Genomic DNA, 19,719 nt, shown 5'->3' on the forward strand with positions numbered 1-19,719 from the left:
GCATTCGACCAGATCGATAACGCACCGGAAGAAAAAGCTCGTGGTATCACCATCAACACTTCTCACGTTGAATATGACACCCCGACTCGCCACTACGCACACGTAGACTGCCCGGGCCACGCCGACTATGTTAAAAACATGATCACCGGTGCTGCTCAGATGGATGGCGCGATCCTGGTTGTTGCTGCGACTGACGGCCCGATGCCGCAGACTCGTGAGCACATCCTGCTGGGTCGTCAGGTAGGCGTTCCGTACATCATCGTGTTCCTGAACAAATGCGACATGGTTGATGACGAAGAGCTGCTGGAACTGGTTGAAATGGAAGTTCGTGAGCTGCTGTCTCAGTACGACTTCCCGGGCGACGACACTCCGATCGTTCGTGGTTCCGCTCTGAAAGCGCTGGAAGGCGAAGCAGACTGGGAAGCGAAAATCATCGAACTGGCTGGCTACCTGGATTCTTACATCCCGGAACCAGAGCGTGCGATTGACAAGCCGTTCCTGCTGCCTATCGAAGACGTATTCTCCATCTCCGGTCGTGGTACCGTTGTTACCGGTCGTGTAGAGCGCGGTATCATCAAAGTGGGCGAAGAAGTTGAAATCGTTGGTATCAAAGATACTGCGAAATCAACCTGTACCGGCGTTGAAATGTTCCGCAAACTGCTGGACGAAGGCCGTGCTGGTGAGAACGTTGGTGTTCTGCTGCGTGGTATCAAACGCGAAGAAATCGAACGTGGTCAGGTACTGGCTAAGCCGGGCTCTATCAAGCCGCACACCAAGTTCGAATCTGAAGTGTACATTCTGTCCAAAGACGAAGGCGGCCGTCATACTCCGTTCTTCAAAGGCTACCGTCCGCAGTTCTACTTCCGTACAACTGACGTGACTGGCACCATCGAACTGCCGGAAGGCGTAGAGATGGTAATGCCGGGCGACAACATCAAAATGGTTGTTACCCTGATTCACCCAATCGCGATGGACGACGGTCTGCGTTTCGCAATCCGTGAAGGCGGCCGTACCGTTGGCGCTGGCGTGGTAGCAAAAGTTCTCAGCTAATCGCTGATAACATTTGACGCAATGCGCAATAAAAGGGCATCATTTGATGCCCTTTTTGCACGCTTTCGAACCAGAACCTGGCTCATCAGTGATTTTTTTTGCCATAATCATTGCTGAGACAGGCTCTGTAGAGGGCGTTAAGTCCGAAACGCAGCAGAGCATTTCGGTTTGGTTGCCTCGCTCTCGCGGGGCAAAATTATTTGTCTGAATTCTTGTGACAGGTTGGTTTATGAGTGCGAATACCGAAGCTCAAGGGAGCGGGCGCGGCCTGGAAGCGATGAAGTGGGTGATCGTTGCTGCGCTGCTGATTGTGGCCATCGTAGGCAACTTCCTTTATCGTGACATTATGCTGGCGGTGCGTGCGCTGGCTGTAGTGATTCTGATCGCTGCTGCCGGTGGCGTCGCGCTGTTAACCACTAAAGGTAAGGCGACCGTCGCCTTCGCCCGCGAAGCGAGAACCGAAGTCCGCAAGGTTATCTGGCCAACTCGCCAGGAAACGCTGCACACCACGCTGATTGTTGCTGCGGTTACTGCGGTAATGTCACTGATCCTGTGGGGACTGGATGGTATTCTGGTTCGCCTGGTATCCTTTATCACTGGCCTGAGGTTCTGAGATGTCTGAAGCTCCTAAAAAACGTTGGTACGTCGTTCAGGCGTTTTCCGGTTTTGAAGGTCGCGTAGCTACCTCGTTGCGTGAACATATCAAATTACACAATATGGAAGAGTTGTTTGGCGAAGTCATGGTGCCGACCGAAGAAGTGGTCGAGATCCGTGGTGGCCAGCGCCGCAAGAGCGAGCGCAAATTCTTCCCGGGTTACGTTCTGGTCCAGATGGTAATGAACGACGCAAGCTGGCACCTGGTGCGCAGCGTACCGCGCGTGATGGGCTTTATCGGCGGTACTTCTGACCGTCCGGCACCGATCAGCGATAAAGAAGTGGATGCGATCATGAATCGCCTGCAGCAGGTTGGCGATAAGCCGCGTCCGAAAACTCTGTTCGAGCCGGGTGAAATGGTACGCGTTAGCGATGGTCCGTTCGCTGACTTTAACGGCGTGGTTGAAGAAGTTGACTACGAGAAATCTCGTCTGAAGGTCTCTGTTTCCATCTTCGGCCGTGCTACTCCGGTTGAACTGGACTTTGCCCAGGTAGAGAAAGCCTAACCGGCGATCAAAAAAGCAACGATTTAATCGTTGCATGAGGCGCGAAATTGACATACAATTTCGCGCCTTTTGTTTTTATGGGTCTGATTCCCATAAAGCGATATTTATCACGGGGAGCCTTTTCAGGCGCTACACCCAAACGAGGAAATTTAAATGGCTAAGAAAGTACAAGCCTACGTCAAGCTGCAGGTTGCAGCTGGTATGGCAAACCCGAGTCCGCCGGTTGGTCCAGCACTGGGTCAGCAGGGTGTGAACATCATGGAATTCTGCAAAGCGTTCAACGCCAAAACTGAATCCATGGAAAAAGGTCTGCCGATTCCGGTTGTTATTACCGTTTACGCTGACCGTTCTTTCACTTTCGTTACCAAAACTCCGCCGGCAGCAGTTCTGCTGAAAAAAGCGGCTGGTATCAAGTCTGGTTCCGGTAAACCGAACAAAGACAAAGTGGGTAAAATTTCCCGCGCTCAGCTGCAGGAAATCGCGCAGACCAAAGCTGCCGACATGACTGGTTCCGACATTGAAGCGATGACTCGCTCCATTGAAGGTACTGCACGTTCCATGGGCCTGGTAGTGGAGGACTAAGAAATGGCTAAACTGACCAAGCGCATGTCCGTGATTCGTGACAAAGTTGATGCGACCAAACAGTACGACATCAACGAAGCCATCTCTCTGCTGAAAGAACTGGCTACTGCTAAGTTCGTTGAAAGCGTAGACGTTGCCGTTAACCTCGGCATCGACGCTCGTAAATCTGACCAGAACGTCCGTGGCGCGACTGTACTGCCGCACGGTACTGGCCGTTCCGTTCGCGTAGCCGTATTTGCCCAGGGCCCGAACGCTGAAGCTGCTAAAGCTGCAGGCGCCGAGCTGGTAGGTATGGAAGATCTGGCTGACCAGATCAAAAAAGGCGAAATGAACTTTGACGTTGTTATCGCTTCTCCGGATGCAATGCGCGTTGTTGGCCAGCTGGGCCAGGTTCTGGGTCCGCGCGGCCTGATGCCAAACCCGAAAGTGGGTACCGTTACTCCGAACGTTGCTGAAGCTGTTAAGAACGCTAAAGCAGGTCAGGTTCGTTATCGTAACGACAAAAACGGCATCATCCACACCACCATCGGTAAAGTGGACTTTGACGCTGACAAACTGAAAGAAAACCTGGAAGCTCTGCTGGTTGCGCTGAAAAAAGCAAAACCGACTCAGGCTAAAGGCGTGTACATCAAGAAAGTTAGCATCTCCACCACCATGGGTGCTGGTGTTGCCGTTGATCAGGCTGGTCTGAGCGCTTCTGCGAACTAAGATTAGCTTTACGTGGGCGGTGGATTTGTCTACAATTCTACCCCCACGATTCTGTTAGCTTCGGCCAGACAGATAAAAACAGATTTGTTCGTTGGAGCCTGGCCTATCCAGGCCTCCGTCGAAGACCGCAGGTGTTTCGTCAGAAACTTAATCCCCTGCGTAGACGGTGACAGAACGCTAAGATTATTTTTTGGATACTCTGGCTTGTTTCTGCTCACCGTATTAAAGACGCTCTTTCGTTGGAAAGAGTGAAGTGAGTTCCAGAGCATAAGCTCTGGCAAACATCCAGGAGCAAAGCTAATGGCTTTAAATCTTCAAGACAAACAAGCGATTGTTGCTGAAGTCAGCGAAGTAGCCAAAGGTGCGCTGTCTGCAGTAGTTGCGGATTCCCGTGGCGTTACTGTTGATAAAATGACTGAACTGCGTAAAGCAGGTCGTGAAGCTGGCGTTTACATGCGTGTTGTTCGTAACACCCTGCTGCGCCGCGTCGTTGAAGGTACTCAGTTTGAGTGCCTGAAAGACACGTTTGTTGGTCCGACCCTGATTGCATACTCTATGGAACACCCGGGCGCTGCCGCTCGTCTGTTCAAAGAGTTCGCGAAAGCGAATGCAAAATTTGAGGTCAAAGCTGCAGCCTTTGAAGGTGAGCTGATCCCGGCGTCGCAAATCGACCGCCTGGCAACTCTGCCGACCTACGAAGAAGCAATTGCACGCCTGATGGCAACCATGAAAGAAGCTTCGGCTGGCAAACTGGTTCGCACTCTGGCTGCTGTACGCGATGCGAAAGAAGCTGCTTAATCGCAGTTGTCTTTATAAAGCGCTCGCTTACGTATAAACTTATTCTGATATTCAGGAACAATTTAAATGTCTATCACTAAAGATCAAATCATTGAAGCAGTATCCGCTATGTCCGTAATGGACGTTGTTGAGCTGATCTCTGCAATGGAAGAAAAATTCGGTGTTTCCGCTGCTGCTGCTGTAGCTGTAGCTGCTGGCCCGGCTGAAGCTGCTGAAGAAAAAACTGAATTCGACGTAATTCTGAAAGCTGCAGGCGCTAACAAAGTTGCTGTTATCAAAGCAGTACGTAGCGCAACTGGCCTGGGTCTGAAAGAAGCTAAAGACCTGGTAGAATCTGCACCGGCTGCACTGAAAGAAGGCATCAGCAAAGACGACGCTGAAGCTCTGAAAAAATCTCTGGAAGAAGCTGGCGCTGAAGTTGAAGTCAAATAAGCCAACCCTTCCGGTTGCAGCCTGAGAAATCAGGCTGAGGCTGGTGACTTTTTGGTCACCAGCCTTTTTGCGCTGTAAGGCACCAGTAGCGTTTCACGCTGTTTGACTACTGGGTTGTCCTTTCAATGCTTGTTTCTATAGACGACTTAATATACTGCGACAGGTCAGGGTCCCTGAGCTGTGTAAATCGCAACGAAATGGTTTAAGCGTGATAGAAACAGGCATTGCGGAAAGTGTTCCATTTTCCGGTCCACAAAATAGTGTTGCATAAAAAACTGCCTTATTTGGGCAGACGGGTCGACTTGTCAGCGAGCTGAGGAACCCTATGGTTTACTCCTATACCGAGAAAAAACGTATTCGTAAGGATTTTGGTAAACGTCCGCAGGTTCTGGACATACCTTATCTCCTTTCCATCCAGCTTGACTCGTTTCAGAAGTTTATCGAGCAAGATCCTGAAGGGCAGTACGGTCTGGAAGCTGCTTTCCGTTCCGTGTTCCCGATTAAAAGCTACAGCGGTAACTCTGAGCTGCAATACGTCAGCTACCGTCTGGGCGAACCTGTTTTTGATGTTAAAGAATGTCAGATCCGTGGCGTGACCTACTCGGCACCGCTGCGTGTTAAACTGCGTCTGGTGATCTACGAGCGTGAAGCGCCGGAAGGCACCGTTAAAGACATTAAAGAACAAGAAGTCTACATGGGCGAAATTCCGCTCATGACCGACAACGGTACCTTTGTTATCAACGGTACTGAACGTGTTATCGTTTCTCAGCTGCACCGTAGCCCGGGCGTCTTCTTTGACTCTGACAAAGGTAAGACTCACTCTTCCGGTAAGGTCCTGTATAACGCACGTATCATTCCTTACCGCGGTTCCTGGCTGGACTTCGAGTTCGATCCGAAAGACAACCTGTTTGTCCGTATCGACCGTCGTCGTAAGCTGCCGGCCACCATCATCCTGCGCGCGCTGAATTACACCACTGAGCAGATCCTTGACCTGTTCTTCGAGAAAGTGGTCTTTGAAATTCGCGACAACAAGCTGCAGATGGAACTGGTACCGGAGCGTCTGCGCGGTGAAACGGCTTCCTTCGACATCGAAGCGAACGGCAAAATCTACGTCGAGAAAGCCCGTCGCATTACCGCTCGCCATATCCGTCAGCTGGAAAAAGACGATATCAAGCATATCGAAGTTCCGGTTGAATATATTGCGGGTAAAGTTGCGGCCAAAGATTACATCGATGAAGCCACTGGCGAACTGATCTGCCCGGCGAACATGGAGCTGAGCCTGGATCTGCTGGCGAAACTGAGCCAGTCCGGTCACAAGCGCATCGAGACCCTGTTCACCAACGATCTGGACCACGGTCCGTACATTTCTGAAACGGTACGCGTCGACCCGACTAACGATCGTCTGAGCGCGCTGGTAGAAATCTACCGCATGATGCGCCCGGGTGAGCCGCCGACTCGTGAAGCGGCTGAAAGCCTGTTTGAGAACCTGTTCTTCTCCGAAGACCGCTACGATTTGTCTGCGGTAGGTCGTATGAAGTTCAACCGTTCTCTGCTGCGTGACGAAATCGAAGGTTCCGGTATCCTGAGCAAAGACGACATCATCGAAGTGATGAAGAAGCTCATCGATATCCGTAACGGTAAAGGCGAAGTCGATGATATCGACCACCTCGGCAACCGTCGTATCCGTTCCGTAGGCGAAATGGCGGAAAACCAGTTCCGCGTTGGCCTGGTACGTGTGGAGCGTGCGGTGAAAGAGCGTCTGTCTCTGGGCGATCTGGATACCCTGATGCCTCAGGATATGATCAACGCCAAGCCGATTTCTGCAGCAGTGAAAGAGTTCTTTGGTTCCAGCCAGCTGTCTCAGTTTATGGACCAGAACAACCCGCTGTCCGAGATTACGCACAAGCGTCGTATCTCCGCACTCGGCCCAGGCGGCCTGACCCGTGAACGTGCGGGCTTTGAAGTTCGAGACGTACACCCGACTCACTACGGTCGCGTATGTCCAATCGAAACGCCTGAAGGTCCGAACATCGGTCTGATCAACTCCCTGTCCGTGTACGCACAGACTAACGAATACGGCTTCCTCGAGACTCCGTATCGTAAAGTGACCGACGGTGTTGTGACCGACGAAATTCACTACCTGTCTGCTATCGAAGAAGGCAACTACGTTATCGCTCAGGCGAACTCCAACCTGGATGACGAAGGCCACTTTGTAGAAGATCTGGTGACCTGCCGTAGCAAAGGCGAATCCAGCTTGTTCAGCCGCGATCAGGTTGACTACATGGACGTTTCCACCCAACAGGTGGTTTCCGTCGGTGCGTCACTGATCCCGTTCCTGGAACACGATGACGCCAACCGTGCATTGATGGGTGCGAACATGCAACGTCAGGCGGTTCCGACTCTGCGCGCTGATAAGCCGCTGGTTGGTACCGGTATGGAACGTGCTGTTGCCGTCGACTCCGGTGTTACTGCAGTTGCTAAGCGTGGCGGTACCGTACAGTACGTCGATGCATCCCGTATCGTTATCAAAGTTAACGAAGATGAGATGTACCCGGGCGAAGCAGGTATCGACATCTATAACCTGACCAAGTACACCCGTTCTAACCAGAACACCTGCATCAATCAGATGCCTTGCGTGTCCCTGGGTGAGCCAATTGAGCGCGGCGACGTGCTGGCAGACGGTCCGTCCACCGACCTCGGTGAACTGGCTCTCGGTCAGAACATGCGCGTAGCGTTCATGCCGTGGAACGGCTACAACTTCGAAGACTCCATCCTCGTCTCCGAGCGTGTGGTTCAGGAAGATCGTTTCACCACGATTCATATTCAGGAACTGGCGTGTGTGTCCCGTGACACCAAGCTGGGGCCGGAAGAGATCACCGCTGATATCCCGAACGTGGGTGAAGCTGCGCTCTCTAAACTGGATGAATCCGGTATTGTTTACATCGGTGCAGAAGTGACCGGCGGCGACATTCTGGTTGGTAAGGTAACGCCGAAAGGTGAAACCCAGCTGACGCCAGAAGAGAAACTGCTGCGTGCGATCTTCGGCGAGAAAGCGTCTGACGTTAAAGACTCTTCTCTGCGCGTACCAAACGGTGTTTCCGGTACGGTTATCGACGTTCAGGTCTTCACCCGCGATGGCGTGGAAAAAGACAAACGTGCGCTGGAAATCGAAGAGATGCAGCTGAAGCAGGCCAAAAAAGACCTGTCTGAAGAACTGCAGATCCTCGAAGCTGGCCTGTTTGGTCGTATCTACGCGGTGCTGGTTGCCGGTGGTGTTGAAGCTGAGAAGCTCGACAAGCTGCCGCGCGATCGCTGGCTGGAACTGGGCCTGACCGACGAAGAGAAACAAAATCAGCTGGAACAGCTGGCTGAGCAGTACGACGAACTGAAACACGAGTTCGAGAAAAAACTCGAAGCGAAACGCCGCAAAATCACTCAGGGCGACGATCTGGCACCGGGCGTGCTGAAGATTGTTAAAGTGTATCTGGCCGTTAAACGTCAGATTCAGCCGGGTGACAAAATGGCAGGTCGTCACGGTAACAAGGGTGTTATTTCTAAGATCAACCCGATCGAAGATATGCCTTACGATGAAAACGGTACGCCGGTCGACATCGTACTGAACCCGCTGGGCGTACCATCTCGTATGAACATCGGTCAGATTCTGGAAACCCACTTGGGTATGGCTGCGAAAGGCATCGGTGAGAAAATCAACGCGATGCTCAAACAGCAGCAGGAAGTCGCCAAACTGCGCGAGTTCATCCAGAAAGCGTATGACCTGGGTACCGATGTTCGTCAGAAGGTCGATCTGAATACCTTCACCGATGATGAAGTTCTGCGTCTTGCTGAAAACCTGAAAAAAGGTATGCCGATCGCCACGCCGGTATTCGACGGTGCGAAAGAGTCTGAAATCAAGGAACTGTTACAGCTGGGTGGCCTGCCGACTTCCGGTCAGATCACTCTGTTCGACGGTCGTACCGGCGAGCAATTCGAGCGCCAGGTTACCGTTGGCTACATGTACATGCTGAAACTGAACCACCTGGTTGATGACAAGATGCATGCGCGTTCTACCGGTTCTTACAGCCTGGTTACTCAGCAGCCGCTGGGTGGTAAGGCTCAGTTCGGTGGTCAGCGCTTCGGTGAGATGGAAGTGTGGGCGCTGGAAGCTTACGGCGCAGCATACACCCTGCAGGAAATGCTCACCGTTAAGTCTGATGACGTCAACGGTCGTACCAAGATGTATAAAAACATCGTGGACGGCAACCATCAGATGGAACCGGGCATGCCGGAATCCTTCAACGTACTGTTGAAAGAGATTCGCTCGCTGGGCATCAACATCGAACTGGAAGACGAGTAACTCTCGCTCAAACAGGTCACTGGTGCCGGGGTAACCCCCGGCGCCAGATTGTGCTAACTCCGACGGGAGCAAATCCGTGAAAGACTTATTAAAGTTTCTGAAAGCGCAAACTAAAACCGAAGAGTTTGATGCGATCAAAATTGCTCTGGCATCGCCAGACATGATCCGTTCATGGTCTTTTGGTGAAGTTAAAAAGCCGGAAACCATTAACTACCGTACGTTCAAACCAGAGCGTGACGGCCTTTTCTGCGCCCGTATCTTTGGGCCAGTAAAAGATTACGAGTGCCTGTGCGGTAAGTACAAGCGCCTGAAACACCGTGGTGTTATCTGTGAGAAGTGCGGCGTTGAAGTGACCCAGACCAAAGTGCGTCGTGAGCGCATGGGCCACATCGAACTGGCCTCTCCGACCGCCCACATTTGGTTCCTGAAATCGCTGCCGTCCCGTATCGGCCTGCTGCTGGATATGCCGCTGCGCGATATCGAACGTGTTCTGTACTTCGAATCCTATGTGGTTATCGAAGGCGGGATGACCAACCTGGAACGTAATCAGATCCTGACTGAAGAGCAGTATCTGGATGCGCTGGAAGAGTTTGGTGACGAATTCGATGCGAAGATGGGTGCGGAAGCTATTCAGGCCCTGCTGAAAAGCATGGATCTGGAGCAAGAGTGCGAGCAGCTGCGTGAAGAGCTGAACGAAACTAACTCCGAAACCAAACGTAAAAAGCTGACCAAGCGTATCAAGCTGCTGGAAGCGTTTGTTCAGTCTGGCAACAAGCCGGAGTGGATGATCCTGACCGTTCTGCCGGTTCTGCCGCCAGATCTGCGTCCGCTGGTACCGCTGGATGGTGGTCGTTTCGCGACTTCTGACCTGAACGATCTGTATCGTCGCGTCATTAACCGTAACAACCGTCTGAAACGTCTGCTGGATCTGGCTGCGCCGGATATCATCGTACGCAACGAAAAACGTATGCTGCAGGAAGCGGTTGATGCCCTGCTGGATAACGGTCGTCGCGGTCGTGCGATCACCGGTTCTAACAAGCGTCCTCTGAAATCTTTGGCCGACATGATCAAAGGTAAGCAGGGTCGTTTCCGTCAGAACCTGCTCGGTAAGCGTGTTGACTACTCCGGTCGTTCTGTTATCACCGTAGGTCCATACCTGCGTCTGCATCAGTGCGGTCTGCCGAAGAAAATGGCGCTGGAGCTGTTCAAACCGTTCATTTACGGCAAGCTGGAACTGCGTGGCCTGGCCACCACCATCAAAGCCGCGAAGAAAATGGTTGAGCGTGAAGAAGCTGTGGTCTGGGATATCCTGGACGAAGTTATCCGCGAACACCCGGTACTGCTGAACCGTGCACCAACACTGCACCGTCTGGGTATCCAGGCATTTGAACCGGTACTGATCGAAGGTAAAGCTATCCAGCTGCACCCGCTGGTTTGTGCGGCATATAACGCCGACTTCGATGGTGACCAGATGGCTGTTCACGTACCGCTGACGCTGGAAGCCCAGCTGGAAGCGCGTGCGCTGATGATGTCTACCAACAACATCCTGTCCCCGGCGAACGGCGAGCCAATCATCGTTCCGTCTCAGGACGTTGTACTGGGTCTGTACTACATGACCCGTGACTGTGTTAACGCCAAAGGCGAAGGCATGGTGCTGACTGGCCCGAAAGAAGCGGAGCGTATTTATCGCGCCGGTCTGGCCTCTCTGCATGCGCGCGTTAAAGTGCGTATCACCGAATACGAAAAAGATGAAAACGGCCAGTTCGTTGCGAAAACCAGCCTGAAAGACACGACCGTTGGCCGTGCGATTCTGTGGATGATCGTGCCGAAAGGTCTGCCGTTCTCTATCGTGAACCAGGCGCTGGGTAAGAAAGCCATCTCTAAGATGCTGAATACCTGCTACCGTATTCTGGGCCTGAAACCGACCGTTATTTTTGCGGACCAGACGATGTACACCGGCTTTGCTTATGCAGCGCGTTCAGGTGCATCCGTTGGTATCGATGACATGGTCATCCCGGAGAAAAAACACGAGATCATCAGCGAAGCGGAAGCTGAAGTTGCTGAGATCCAGGAACAGTTCCAGTCCGGTCTGGTTACCGCGGGCGAACGCTACAACAAAGTTATCGATATCTGGGCTGCGGCGAACGATCGTGTATCCAAAGCGATGATGGATAACCTGCAAACCGAAACCGTGATTAACCGTGATGGCGTCGAAGAGCAGCAGGTTTCCTTCAACAGCATCTACATGATGGCCGACTCCGGTGCGCGTGGTTCTGCGGCACAGATTCGTCAGCTGGCGGGTATGCGTGGTCTGATGGCGAAGCCGGATGGCTCCATCATCGAAACGCCAATCACCGCGAACTTCCGTGAAGGTCTGAACGTACTCCAGTACTTCATCTCTACTCACGGTGCGCGTAAAGGTCTGGCGGATACCGCACTGAAAACAGCGAACTCCGGTTACCTGACCCGTCGTCTGGTTGACGTTGCCCAGGACCTGGTCGTTACTGAAGATGACTGTGGTACCCTGGAAGGCATCACCATGACCCCGGTTATCGAGGGTGGCGATGTTAAAGAGCCGCTGCGCGATCGCGTACTGGGTCGTGTGACCGCTGAAGACGTTCTGAAGCCGGGTACCGCGGACATTCTGGTTCCACGCAACACGCTGCTGCACGAGCACTGGTGTGACCTGCTGGAAGAGAACTCCGTTGACTCCGTCAAAGTGCGTTCCGTTGTATCCTGTGACACCGACTTTGGTGTATGTGCGCACTGCTACGGTCGTGACCTGGCGCGTGGCCACATCATCAACAAAGGTGAAGCAATCGGCGTTATCGCGGCACAGTCCATCGGTGAGCCGGGTACACAGCTGACGATGCGTACGTTCCACATTGGTGGTGCGGCATCTCGTGCGGCTGCTGAATCCAGCATTCAGGTGAAAAACAAGGGTAGCATCAAGCTGTCTAACGCCAAGTCGGTTGTTAACTCCGCTGGCAAGCTGGTTGTGACCTCTCGTAACACCGAGCTGAAGCTGATCGACGAATTCGGTCGTACTAAAGAAAGCTATAAAGTGCCTTACGGTGCTGTGATGGCGAAAGGCGATGGCGAGCAGGTTGCCGGCGGTGAAACCGTGGCAAACTGGGATCCGCACACCATGCCGGTTATCTCTGAAGTCAGTGGTTTCATCCGCTTTACTGACATGATTGACGGCCAGACCATTACCCGTCAGACCGACGAATTAACCGGCCTGTCATCCCTGGTTGTTCTGGATTCTGCAGAACGTACCGCGGGCGGTAAAGATCTGCGTCCAGCGCTGAAAATTGTTGATGCGCAGGGCAACGACGTTCTGATCCCAGGCACCGATATGCCTGCTCAGTACTTCCTGCCGGGCAAAGCGATTGTACAGCTGGAAGATGGCGTACAGATCAGTGCGGGTGACGCTCTGGCGCGTATTCCTCAGGAATCCAGTGGTACCAAGGACATCACCGGTGGTCTGCCGCGCGTTGCGGATCTGTTCGAAGCACGTCGTCCGAAAGAGCCGGCTATCCTGGCGGAAATCAGCGGTATCATTTCCTTCGGTAAAGAAACCAAAGGCAAACGTCGTCTGGTTATCACTCCGTTAGACGGCAGCGATCCGTACGAAGAGATGATTCCGAAATGGCGTCAGCTGAACGTGTTCGAAGGTGAACGTGTAGAACGTGGTGATGTGGTTTCCGACGGTCCGGAAGCACCGCACGACATTCTGCGTCTTCGTGGCGTACACGCGGTAACGCGTTATATCACCAACGAAGTACAGGACGTTTACCGTCTGCAAGGCGTTAAGATTAACGATAAACACATCGAAGTTATCGTTCGTCAGATGCTGCGTAAAGCGACCATCGAAAGCGCAGGTAGCTCCGACTTCCTGGAAGGCGAACAGGTTGAATACTCCCGCGTCAAGATTGCTAACCGCGATCTGGAAGCGAACGGCAAAGTGGCGGCGACTTACTCCCGCGACCTGCTGGGTATCACCAAAGCGTCTCTGGCAACCGAGTCGTTCATCTCTGCCGCATCGTTCCAGGAGACCACGCGTGTCCTGACCGAAGCAGCCGTTGCGGGCAAACGCGACGAACTGCGCGGCCTGAAAGAGAACGTTATCGTCGGTCGTCTGATCCCGGCGGGTACCGGCTATGCGTACCACCAGGATCGTATGCGCCGCCGCGCCGCGGGCGAACAGCCTGCAGCACCTCAGGTGAGCGTGGAAGAAGCTTCTGCTAACCTGGCAGAACTGCTGAACGCAGGCCTGGGCGGTTCCGACAACGATTAATCGTTGACGCTACGCTTAAAAAGCCAGTCAGGTCTCCTGACTGGCTTTTTTATTATCCCGGCATGGCGCCACGATAATATCCGCTTCTGCCCTCTCATAATGAATTACATTCCATTAATATTTCCCCCTCAATTAAGCAGCAAACAATTCATATAAAAGTCGACTGGCTGTTTTTTCTTAATACCCACACTTATTGATGGGTAAAAATTCTACACGTATCAAAAAATCAGCAAATCAAAGGCGATATAGTCAAAAAGTCCAATTAATCATGTGATTACTTTTTCTTTTATCTTCGGTTTCATGACGCCGAGGAGGGCGGTTTATACCCGTAAAAAGCGATGGGGGAGATGGCTAAATAATACGGCAGCGGAAGATAAGTCTTTTGATTTTCATAGCCAGGGGCTGGGGGATGCATGGAATTCGCAATACAACTCATCATTATCTTAATTTGTCTCTTTTATGGTGCCAGAAAAGGCGGTATCGCACTGGGCCTTTTAGGCGGTATCGGGCTGGTTATTTTAGTCTTTGTCTTTCATCTTCAGCCGGGCAAGCCGCCGGTTGATGTGATGCTGGTGATTATTGCGGTTGTTGCCGCCTCGGCGACGCTTCAGGCTTCCGGCGGGTTAGATGTGATGCTGCAGATTGCAGAGAAACTTCTGCGGCGCAATCCAAAATATGTCTCCATCGTGGCTCCCTTCGTCACCTGTACGCTGACCATTCTTTGCGGCACTGGCCACGTGGTTTATACGATTCTGCCGATTATTTATGACGTCGCTATCAAGAACAATATTCGCCCCGAGCGCCCGATGGCGGCAAGCTCCATTGGCGCACAGATGGGGATTATCGCCAGCCCGGTGTCCGTTGCGGTGGTGTCCCTGGTGGCGATGCTGGGCAACTTTACCTTCAACGGTAAGCACCTCGAATTCCTCGATCTGCTGGCGATTACCATTCCCTCTACGCTACTGGGGATTCTGGCAATCGGTATTTTTAGCTGGTTTCGCGGTAAAGACTTAGATAAAGACGAAGCGTTTCAGGCTTTCATCTCAACGCCGGAAAACCGTCATTATGTTTATGGCGATACGGCAACGCTGCTGGACAGAAAATTGCCGACCAGTAACTGGGTCGCTATGTGGATCTTCCTGGCGTCGATTGCCGTGGTTGCCGTTCTGGGGGCCTTCTCCGAACTGCGTCCGGCATTCAACGGCAAGCCGCTGTCGATGGTCCTGGTGATTCAGATGTTCATGCTGCTCTCCGGCGCACTTATCATCATCATTACCAAAACTAACCCGGCGTCGATTTCTAAGAATGAGGTTTTCCGCTCGGGGATGATCGCCATTGTGGCGGTATACGGTATCGCCTGGATGGCGGAAACGATGTTCGGCGCGCACATGACGGAGATTAAAGGCGTACTCGGCGAAATGGTGAAGGAGTATCCGTGGGCCTATGCCATCGTACTGCTGCTGGTCTCCAAATTTGTCAATTCCCAGGCCGCAGCACTGGCGGCGATTGTCCCGGTGGCGCTGGCGATTGGCGTCGATCCGGCCTACATCGTCGCCTCCGCGCCAGCCTGCTACGGCTATTATATTCTGCCAACCTACCCGAGCGACCTGGCGGCGATTCAGTTCGATCGCTCAGGGACGACGCATATCGGCCGTTTTGTGATTAACCATAGCTTTATTCTACCGGGGCTCATTGGCGTCAGCGTTTCGTGCGTGTTTGGCTGGGTCTTCGCCGCGCTTTACGGCTTCTTATAATAAAAAAGCAGGTGCCTGAAGGGCACCTGCTATTCACTGCGTTTATTGACTACGCGGTGCGACGATACAGTTCAATCATATCGGTTGCCAGATCCTGTATCACCATGGCATTCATCAGATGATCCTGGGAGTGAACGGTAATCAGGTTCACCGGCAGCTTACCTGTGCCTTCATCCAGGCCGATGAGCTGGGTCTGGATTTTATGCGCGTGCTTCACAAACTCATGTGATTCTGCCATTGCCTGCTCAGAAGCCGCAAAATCACCTTTGCGGGCCAGCTGCAGAGCCGTTAATGCTGAACTGCGGGCAGAACCAGCATTCACCAACAGCTCCATAATGATCGTTTCTAAATCTTCCATGACTTACTCCATCAACTTCAGGGCTTTGTCGAGAACAGCATCGCCTTTCATCATGCCGTAGTCCATCATATCGATAACGGCGACTTTTTTACCAAACGGGTCGGCCAGCGCCTGGAGTTTAGCTTGCTCGTACTTCACCTGCGGACCGAGCAGGATAATATCGGCAGTAGCAAGGTTATCTTTAAACTCGGCAACCGGTACGGCTTTGATGGAGACTTCCACACCTTTTTGTTGTGCAGCAGCCTGCATGCGTTGAACCAGCATGCTGGTGGACATTCCAGCGGCGCAGCATAAAACGATATTCTTCATAGTAGATGGCCCTTATGTTCCCTTGATGCATCATCTTTATCGCGGGCCGACAGACACGACAACCGCTTTGCCGTGATTGTGTGTAAAGCATCACAAAATAATGAAACCGGTTTCGGTTTTGGGGTTGAAAACAGTAAAATCCGGGCTGACGGGCCTGCGGATGCAGGCGGTTTTAAGCGCGGACGATACGGTTTTTTCCCTGCTGCTTGGCTTTATAAAGCGCTTCATCGACGCTCACCACTAGCTGCTCCAGAGGCTCCATATTCCATTCTCCCAGGCCCGCGCTGAAGGTTACCGTCAGTCCTTCTTCACGCCAGGTGCGTTGGGCAATGTTGAGTCGCCAGCTTTCCAGTATCGCCGGCGCATTGGCAATATGCTCGCCGGTGAAAATCACGGCAAACTCTTCGCCGCCATAGCGGTAGAGTGAAATTTGCAGGGGCTGGAAGATCTGCAGCCCTTCCCGGGCGACATTGCGCAAAACGATATCGCCATTGAGGTGACCCCAGGTGTCGTTTATCGTCTTGAAGTTATCAATATCAACCAGCGCAAGAGAGAAAGGCTGGTGATCGTTCATCAGCGCGGCGATATCGCTGTCGAAGGCGCGGCGGTTTTTACAGCCGGTGAGCGCATCGATGGTAGCCTGGCGGACATAGATCAGTTCGCGCTGTTTATTACTTTCGATGGCTTTACTCAGCATCGCTTCCAGCCGCGGAGCACGGTTGACGTCGCCGGTTTTAATCGCGTTGATGATATTCATCAGCACCGTGTGCGACGCATGGCGCAGGTAGAGGCCAAAGAGAATAATCACAATGGCGGCCAGGGCAAACCCCCAAAGCACAATATCGGTTTCATAGCGGGTTAAATCGACCAGCGTGGTGTTATCAACGCGGTAGATGACAAACCAGTCTGGATTGGTGAACGAATAATAGTAATACCAGATGCCATTTTTCTCGTCATACAGCTGACCCTCGGCGCTGGTCATTTTGTCCATGAGATCGTCGCGGACATAGGGTTTAAAAAGCGCGCCGGTATCCGGATGAAGTACGACTTTCCCGTCGCGCTGCACGACGAAAAACTCGCCCTGAACAGGGGCAACCATCTGGCGCAAAGCGTATCCCATTGACGTCAGATCCAGATGAAATGCGAGGCTGCCTTTGAGCCGGCCTTCCGGTGAGATGACCGGTTTGTAGAGCGTAATGGTGGGATGCTGTGTAAAGAAATCCAGATAGGGACTGGTATAGTGGCTGAAAGTACTGGCTTCCGCCTGTTTGATAAACCACGGTCTGGACTTCGGATCGAAGGCGCGGCTGTTATCATTTTCCAGCACCTCAGGTGCCCGGAGGTAATGGCCCTGGGTATCCGCCAGCGAAATAGAAGAGACGGTTGGCATCAGCTCCTGCAGCTGCATTAATTCCTGCAACCCACTTTGCGGGTCTATATTAATGGCCTGATTTAACTTGTCGTTTTTCGCAAAGAACTTGGTTGCCCTGGCGAGGATATAATCATTTCCACGCAGCAGCGATTCCGTATAGTTAACGGCCAGGTTATGGGTGAAATTGCGATTAACGTGGTGATAGTCCTCAAGGAAGTTCTGTCTCTGCGTCGTGGTGACGAATACGGCGATCAGCAAAAAGCTGAGTAAAATCCCTGTAAAGCCAATAAGAATTGGCATGGTAAAAGAGAGCTTTCTACTGTGACGAGCCATGTGTTTTAAATCGTTCCAGAAGGTTTTTTCCATGGGAAGAAGCGCAGGATTAGTCGCAATGCCTGGCAAGCGAATCAGATGTTGCCTGGTTAATTATAACTGTGGCCAGCGGGAGGATGGGATTTATCTTCGATCGTGATGGCTATCAATGCGATGGAGCAGGGCGAAAGTGAGGAAGAGATATCATTCGCCCTGGACAGCATCCACTGCTGACCAGGACAGAATAGAGAAACGGAAAGATGACCACCATCGCCCGTTTCTCTTATTGCGATCGTCCACGAAGAACGTTTAAGGCGTTACATTCCTCATCATGATGACCGGGAAGCGCGTCCCAGCCAGCTATCCCAGTCTTTCCATACCGGCTGCAGTCCGTTGGCTACCAGCGCGCTGGCGACCTCTTCCGGGCGACGGTCATCGTGAGGCGCGAACTGCTCCAGCTCCGGGTGGTTATCGGCATACCCGCCGGGCTGGGTTTTCGAAAATGCGCTGACGTTGTTGATGGCCAGCGGGATAACCCGATCGCGGAACCAGGGGGATTCACGGGTGGAGAGCGAGAGCTCCACTTCCGGGGCCAGCAGACGGAAGGCGCAAATGGTTTGCACCAGCTGCCGTTCATCCATTAATGAGGCAGGCTCGATACCCCCGGCGCAAGGGCGTAGTCGCGGAAAGGAGATGGAGTAGCGGCTGCGCCAGTAGCGTTGCTGGAGCCACAGCAGATGTTCCGCCACCATAAAGCAATCCACGCGCCAGCTGTCGGAGAGGCCAATTAATGCGCCAAGGCCAATCTTATCAATCCCCGCCTGTCCAAGTCTGTCCGGCGTATCCAGCCGCCAGAAGAAATCCTGCTTTTTGCCTTTCAGATGATGTTTCGCATACATGCTTTCATGATAGGTCTCCTGATAGACCATCACGCCGTCCAACCCGAGGGTTTTCAGCTCGGCGTACTCCTCCATCGCCAGCGGCTGGACCTCCATATGCAGCGAGGCGAACTGGCGGCGAATCGCGGGCAGATGCTGGCGAAAATAGTCCATGCCGACTTTGCCCTGATGTTCGCCGGTCACCAGCAGCAGATGCTCAAAGCCCATTTCGCGGATCGCCGTGCATTCACGGGCAATTTCCGCCTCATCCAGGGTCTTGCGCTTGATGCGGTTACTCATTGAGAAACCGCAGTAGGTACAATCGTTGGCGCACAGATTAGAGAGATACAGCGGGACATAAAAGCTGACGGTATTCCCAAAGCGCTGGCGAGTCAGGCGCTGCGCGCGCTGCGCCAGAGGCTCCAGATAACCCGCGGCGGCAGGAGAGAGCAGGGCCATCATATCGTCACGGCTGAGCTGTTTTGCCGCCAGGGCACGTTCTACGTCGGCGGGGGTTTTACTGTTGATACGCAGGCGAATGTCGTCCCACTCCAGCTGCCGCCAGCGGTCAGTGAAGGTCTTCATACCAGCGCCTCCAGAAAGCCGGTCAGTGGGCTGGTGGCCTGCGCCTGAGCGCTGCGCGCCCCCGGGCCAGCCTGTCGCGCCAGCAATCCGGCATCAATCGCCAGGCGGAAAGCGCGGGCCATGGTGACCGGGTCGTCGGCAACGGCGATGGCGGTATTCACCAGTACCGCGTCAGCGCCCATTTCCAGCGCCTGAGCCGCATGGCTTGGCACGCCAATACCGGCATCAACCACCACAGGTACCGTGGCCTGCTCGATAATAATTTCCAGCATCGCTTTGGTTTCCAGCCCCTGGTTGGAACCGATCGGCGCGCCGAGCGGCATCACCGCCGCGCAGCCCGCTTCTTCCAGACGCTTGCACAGTACCGGATCGGCGCCGCAGTAGGGCAGCACGACGAAGCCTTCCCGTACCAGAATTTCTGCCGCTTTCAGCGTTTCAATCGGATCGGGGAGCAGCCAGCGCGCGTCCGGGTGGATTTCCAGTTTCAGCCAGTGGGTACCCAGCGCCTCCCGCGCCAGACGCGCGGCAAATACGGCTTCTTCTGCCGTTTTGGCCCCGGAGGTATTGGGCAGCAGGCTCACGCCAGCCGCCAGCAGCGGCGCGAGGATAGCGTCATTATGCTGACGGAGATCGACGCGTTTCATCGCCAGCGTCACCAGCTGACTGCCGGAGGCGCGAATGGCCTCCACCATGACGTCGGGGGTGGCGAATTTACCGGTACCGGTGAAAAGATGTGATTCAAATGTTTTATCCGCAATACGTAACAT

The 19,719-nt window shown here is 53.2% G+C and carries 15 protein-coding genes; 10 read left to right on the forward strand and 5 right to left on the reverse strand.

All coding sequences use genetic code 11. The features are described from left to right. From tuf to dcuB, 10 genes are all read left to right on the forward strand, one after another. A partial coding sequence (gene tuf, locus BV390_RS27270) for an elongation factor Tu (RefSeq protein ID WP_048619709.1) occupies positions 1 to 1,050 on the forward strand: 1,050 nt, incomplete at its 5' end. Between the two features lie 229 nt (positions 1,051 to 1,279). Beyond that, on the forward strand, positions 1,280 to 1,663 hold the full coding sequence (secE, locus tag BV390_RS27280; RefSeq protein WP_004118411.1) for a preprotein translocase subunit SecE: 384 nt from the start codon (positions 1,280 to 1,282) through the stop codon (positions 1,661 to 1,663). A gap of 1 nt (position 1,664) precedes the next feature. Further along, positions 1,665 to 2,210 carry a transcription termination/antitermination protein NusG gene (gene nusG / locus BV390_RS27285; RefSeq protein WP_002438628.1) on the forward strand — a complete coding sequence of 182 codons (546 nt, stop codon included), beginning with the start codon at positions 1,665 to 1,667 and terminating at the stop codon, positions 2,208 to 2,210. A 153-nt stretch (positions 2,211 to 2,363) separates the two neighbouring features. Beyond that, positions 2,364 to 2,792 (forward strand): 50S ribosomal protein L11, encoded by a 429-nt coding sequence (gene rplK, locus BV390_RS27290; RefSeq protein ID WP_003862340.1) that lies wholly within the window; start codon positions 2,364 to 2,366, stop codon positions 2,790 to 2,792. Between the two features lie 3 nt (positions 2,793 to 2,795). Continuing rightward, complete coding sequence (rplA, locus tag BV390_RS27295) at positions 2,796 to 3,500, forward strand: 50S ribosomal protein L1 (protein ID WP_004118413.1); 705 nt, start codon at positions 2,796 to 2,798, stop codon at positions 3,498 to 3,500. Positions 3,501 to 3,800: 300 nt separating this feature from the next. Continuing rightward, a complete protein-coding gene (rplJ, locus tag BV390_RS27305) occupies positions 3,801 to 4,298 on the forward strand; it encodes a 50S ribosomal protein L10 (protein WP_001207203.1) in 498 nt (165 codons plus the stop codon). A 66-nt stretch (positions 4,299 to 4,364) separates the two neighbouring features. Then, positions 4,365 to 4,730, forward strand: coding sequence for a 50S ribosomal protein L7/L12 (rplL, locus tag BV390_RS27310; protein WP_004118416.1), 366 nt, complete (start codon positions 4,365 to 4,367; stop codon positions 4,728 to 4,730). A 325-nt stretch (positions 4,731 to 5,055) separates the two neighbouring features. Further along, positions 5,056 to 9,084 carry a DNA-directed RNA polymerase subunit beta gene (gene rpoB, locus BV390_RS27315; RefSeq protein ID WP_032690001.1) on the forward strand — a complete coding sequence of 1,343 codons (4,029 nt, stop codon included), beginning with the start codon at positions 5,056 to 5,058 and terminating at the stop codon, positions 9,082 to 9,084. 76 nt (positions 9,085 to 9,160) lie between these two features. Continuing rightward, positions 9,161 to 13,384 carry a DNA-directed RNA polymerase subunit beta' gene (rpoC, locus tag BV390_RS27320; RefSeq protein WP_015585387.1) on the forward strand — a complete coding sequence of 1,408 codons (4,224 nt, stop codon included), beginning with the start codon at positions 9,161 to 9,163 and terminating at the stop codon, positions 13,382 to 13,384. 413 nt (positions 13,385 to 13,797) lie between these two features. Then, positions 13,798 to 15,138, forward strand: coding sequence for an anaerobic C4-dicarboxylate transporter DcuB (gene dcuB, locus BV390_RS27325; RefSeq protein ID WP_032695575.1), 1,341 nt, complete (start codon positions 13,798 to 13,800; stop codon positions 15,136 to 15,138). A gap of 49 nt (positions 15,139 to 15,187) precedes the next feature. Here the strand turns inward: dcuB and BV390_RS27330 are convergent, their stop codons facing one another. The 5 genes from BV390_RS27330 to thiG all read right to left on the reverse strand — a co-directional run bounded on the left by BV390_RS27330 (position 15,188) and on the right by thiG (position 19,719). Further along, a complete protein-coding gene (locus BV390_RS27330; RefSeq protein ID WP_004118423.1) occupies positions 15,188 to 15,496 on the reverse strand; it encodes a PTS lactose/cellobiose transporter subunit IIA in 309 nt (102 codons plus the stop codon). A 3-nt stretch (positions 15,497 to 15,499) separates the two neighbouring features. Continuing rightward, complete coding sequence (locus tag BV390_RS27335) at positions 15,500 to 15,805, reverse strand: PTS sugar transporter subunit IIB (RefSeq protein ID WP_004118425.1); 306 nt, start codon at positions 15,803 to 15,805, stop codon at positions 15,500 to 15,502. A 172-nt stretch (positions 15,806 to 15,977) separates the two neighbouring features. Further along, positions 15,978 to 17,510: a sensor domain-containing diguanylate cyclase gene (locus tag BV390_RS27340; RefSeq protein WP_032690002.1), complete on the reverse strand. Its 1,533-nt coding sequence runs from the start codon at positions 17,508 to 17,510 to the stop codon at positions 15,978 to 15,980. Between the two features lie 308 nt (positions 17,511 to 17,818). After that, positions 17,819 to 18,952, reverse strand: a complete 1,134-nt coding sequence (thiH, locus tag BV390_RS27345) for a 2-iminoacetate synthase ThiH (protein ID WP_032695574.1) — start codon at positions 18,950 to 18,952, stop codon at positions 17,819 to 17,821. Then, positions 18,949 to 19,719, reverse strand: a complete 771-nt coding sequence (thiG, locus tag BV390_RS27350) for a thiazole synthase (RefSeq protein ID WP_085397558.1) — start codon at positions 19,717 to 19,719, stop codon at positions 18,949 to 18,951. Before thiG ends, thiH begins: the two co-directional genes overlap by 4 nt.

Origin of the sequence: Klebsiella sp. YJ (assembly GCF_002108615.1) — a bacterium.
Lineage (GTDB): Bacteria > Pseudomonadota > Gammaproteobacteria > Enterobacterales > Enterobacteriaceae > Klebsiella > Klebsiella planticola.

Excerpts from the sequence above, each read along its gene's own strand:
- nusG (WP_002438628.1), top strand. The coding sequence starts at position 1,665 with ATGTCTGAAGCTCCTAAAAAACGTTGGTACGTCGTTCAGGCGTTTTCC.
- BV390_RS27340 (WP_032690002.1), bottom strand. The coding sequence starts at position 17,510 with ATGGCTCGTCACAGTAGAAAGCTCTCTTTTACCATGCCAATTCTTATT.
- dcuB (WP_032695575.1), top strand. The coding sequence starts at position 13,798 with ATGGAATTCGCAATACAACTCATCATTATCTTAATTTGTCTCTTTTAT.
- thiH (WP_032695574.1), bottom strand. The coding sequence starts at position 18,952 with ATGAAGACCTTCACTGACCGCTGGCGGCAGCTGGAGTGGGACGACATT.
- thiG (WP_085397558.1), bottom strand. The coding sequence starts at position 19,719 with ATGTTACGTATTGCGGATAAAACATTTGAATCACATCTTTTCACCGGT.
- rplJ (WP_001207203.1), top strand. The coding sequence starts at position 3,801 with ATGGCTTTAAATCTTCAAGACAAACAAGCGATTGTTGCTGAAGTCAGC.
- BV390_RS27330 (WP_004118423.1), bottom strand. The coding sequence starts at position 15,496 with ATGGAAGATTTAGAAACGATCATTATGGAGCTGTTGGTGAATGCTGGT.
- BV390_RS27335 (WP_004118425.1), bottom strand. The coding sequence starts at position 15,805 with ATGAAGAATATCGTTTTATGCTGCGCCGCTGGAATGTCCACCAGCATG.
- rplL (WP_004118416.1), top strand. The coding sequence starts at position 4,365 with ATGTCTATCACTAAAGATCAAATCATTGAAGCAGTATCCGCTATGTCC.
- rplA (WP_004118413.1), top strand. The coding sequence starts at position 2,796 with ATGGCTAAACTGACCAAGCGCATGTCCGTGATTCGTGACAAAGTTGAT.
- secE (WP_004118411.1), top strand. The coding sequence starts at position 1,280 with ATGAGTGCGAATACCGAAGCTCAAGGGAGCGGGCGCGGCCTGGAAGCG.
- rplK (WP_003862340.1), top strand. The coding sequence starts at position 2,364 with ATGGCTAAGAAAGTACAAGCCTACGTCAAGCTGCAGGTTGCAGCTGGT.
- rpoB (WP_032690001.1), top strand. The coding sequence starts at position 5,056 with ATGGTTTACTCCTATACCGAGAAAAAACGTATTCGTAAGGATTTTGGT.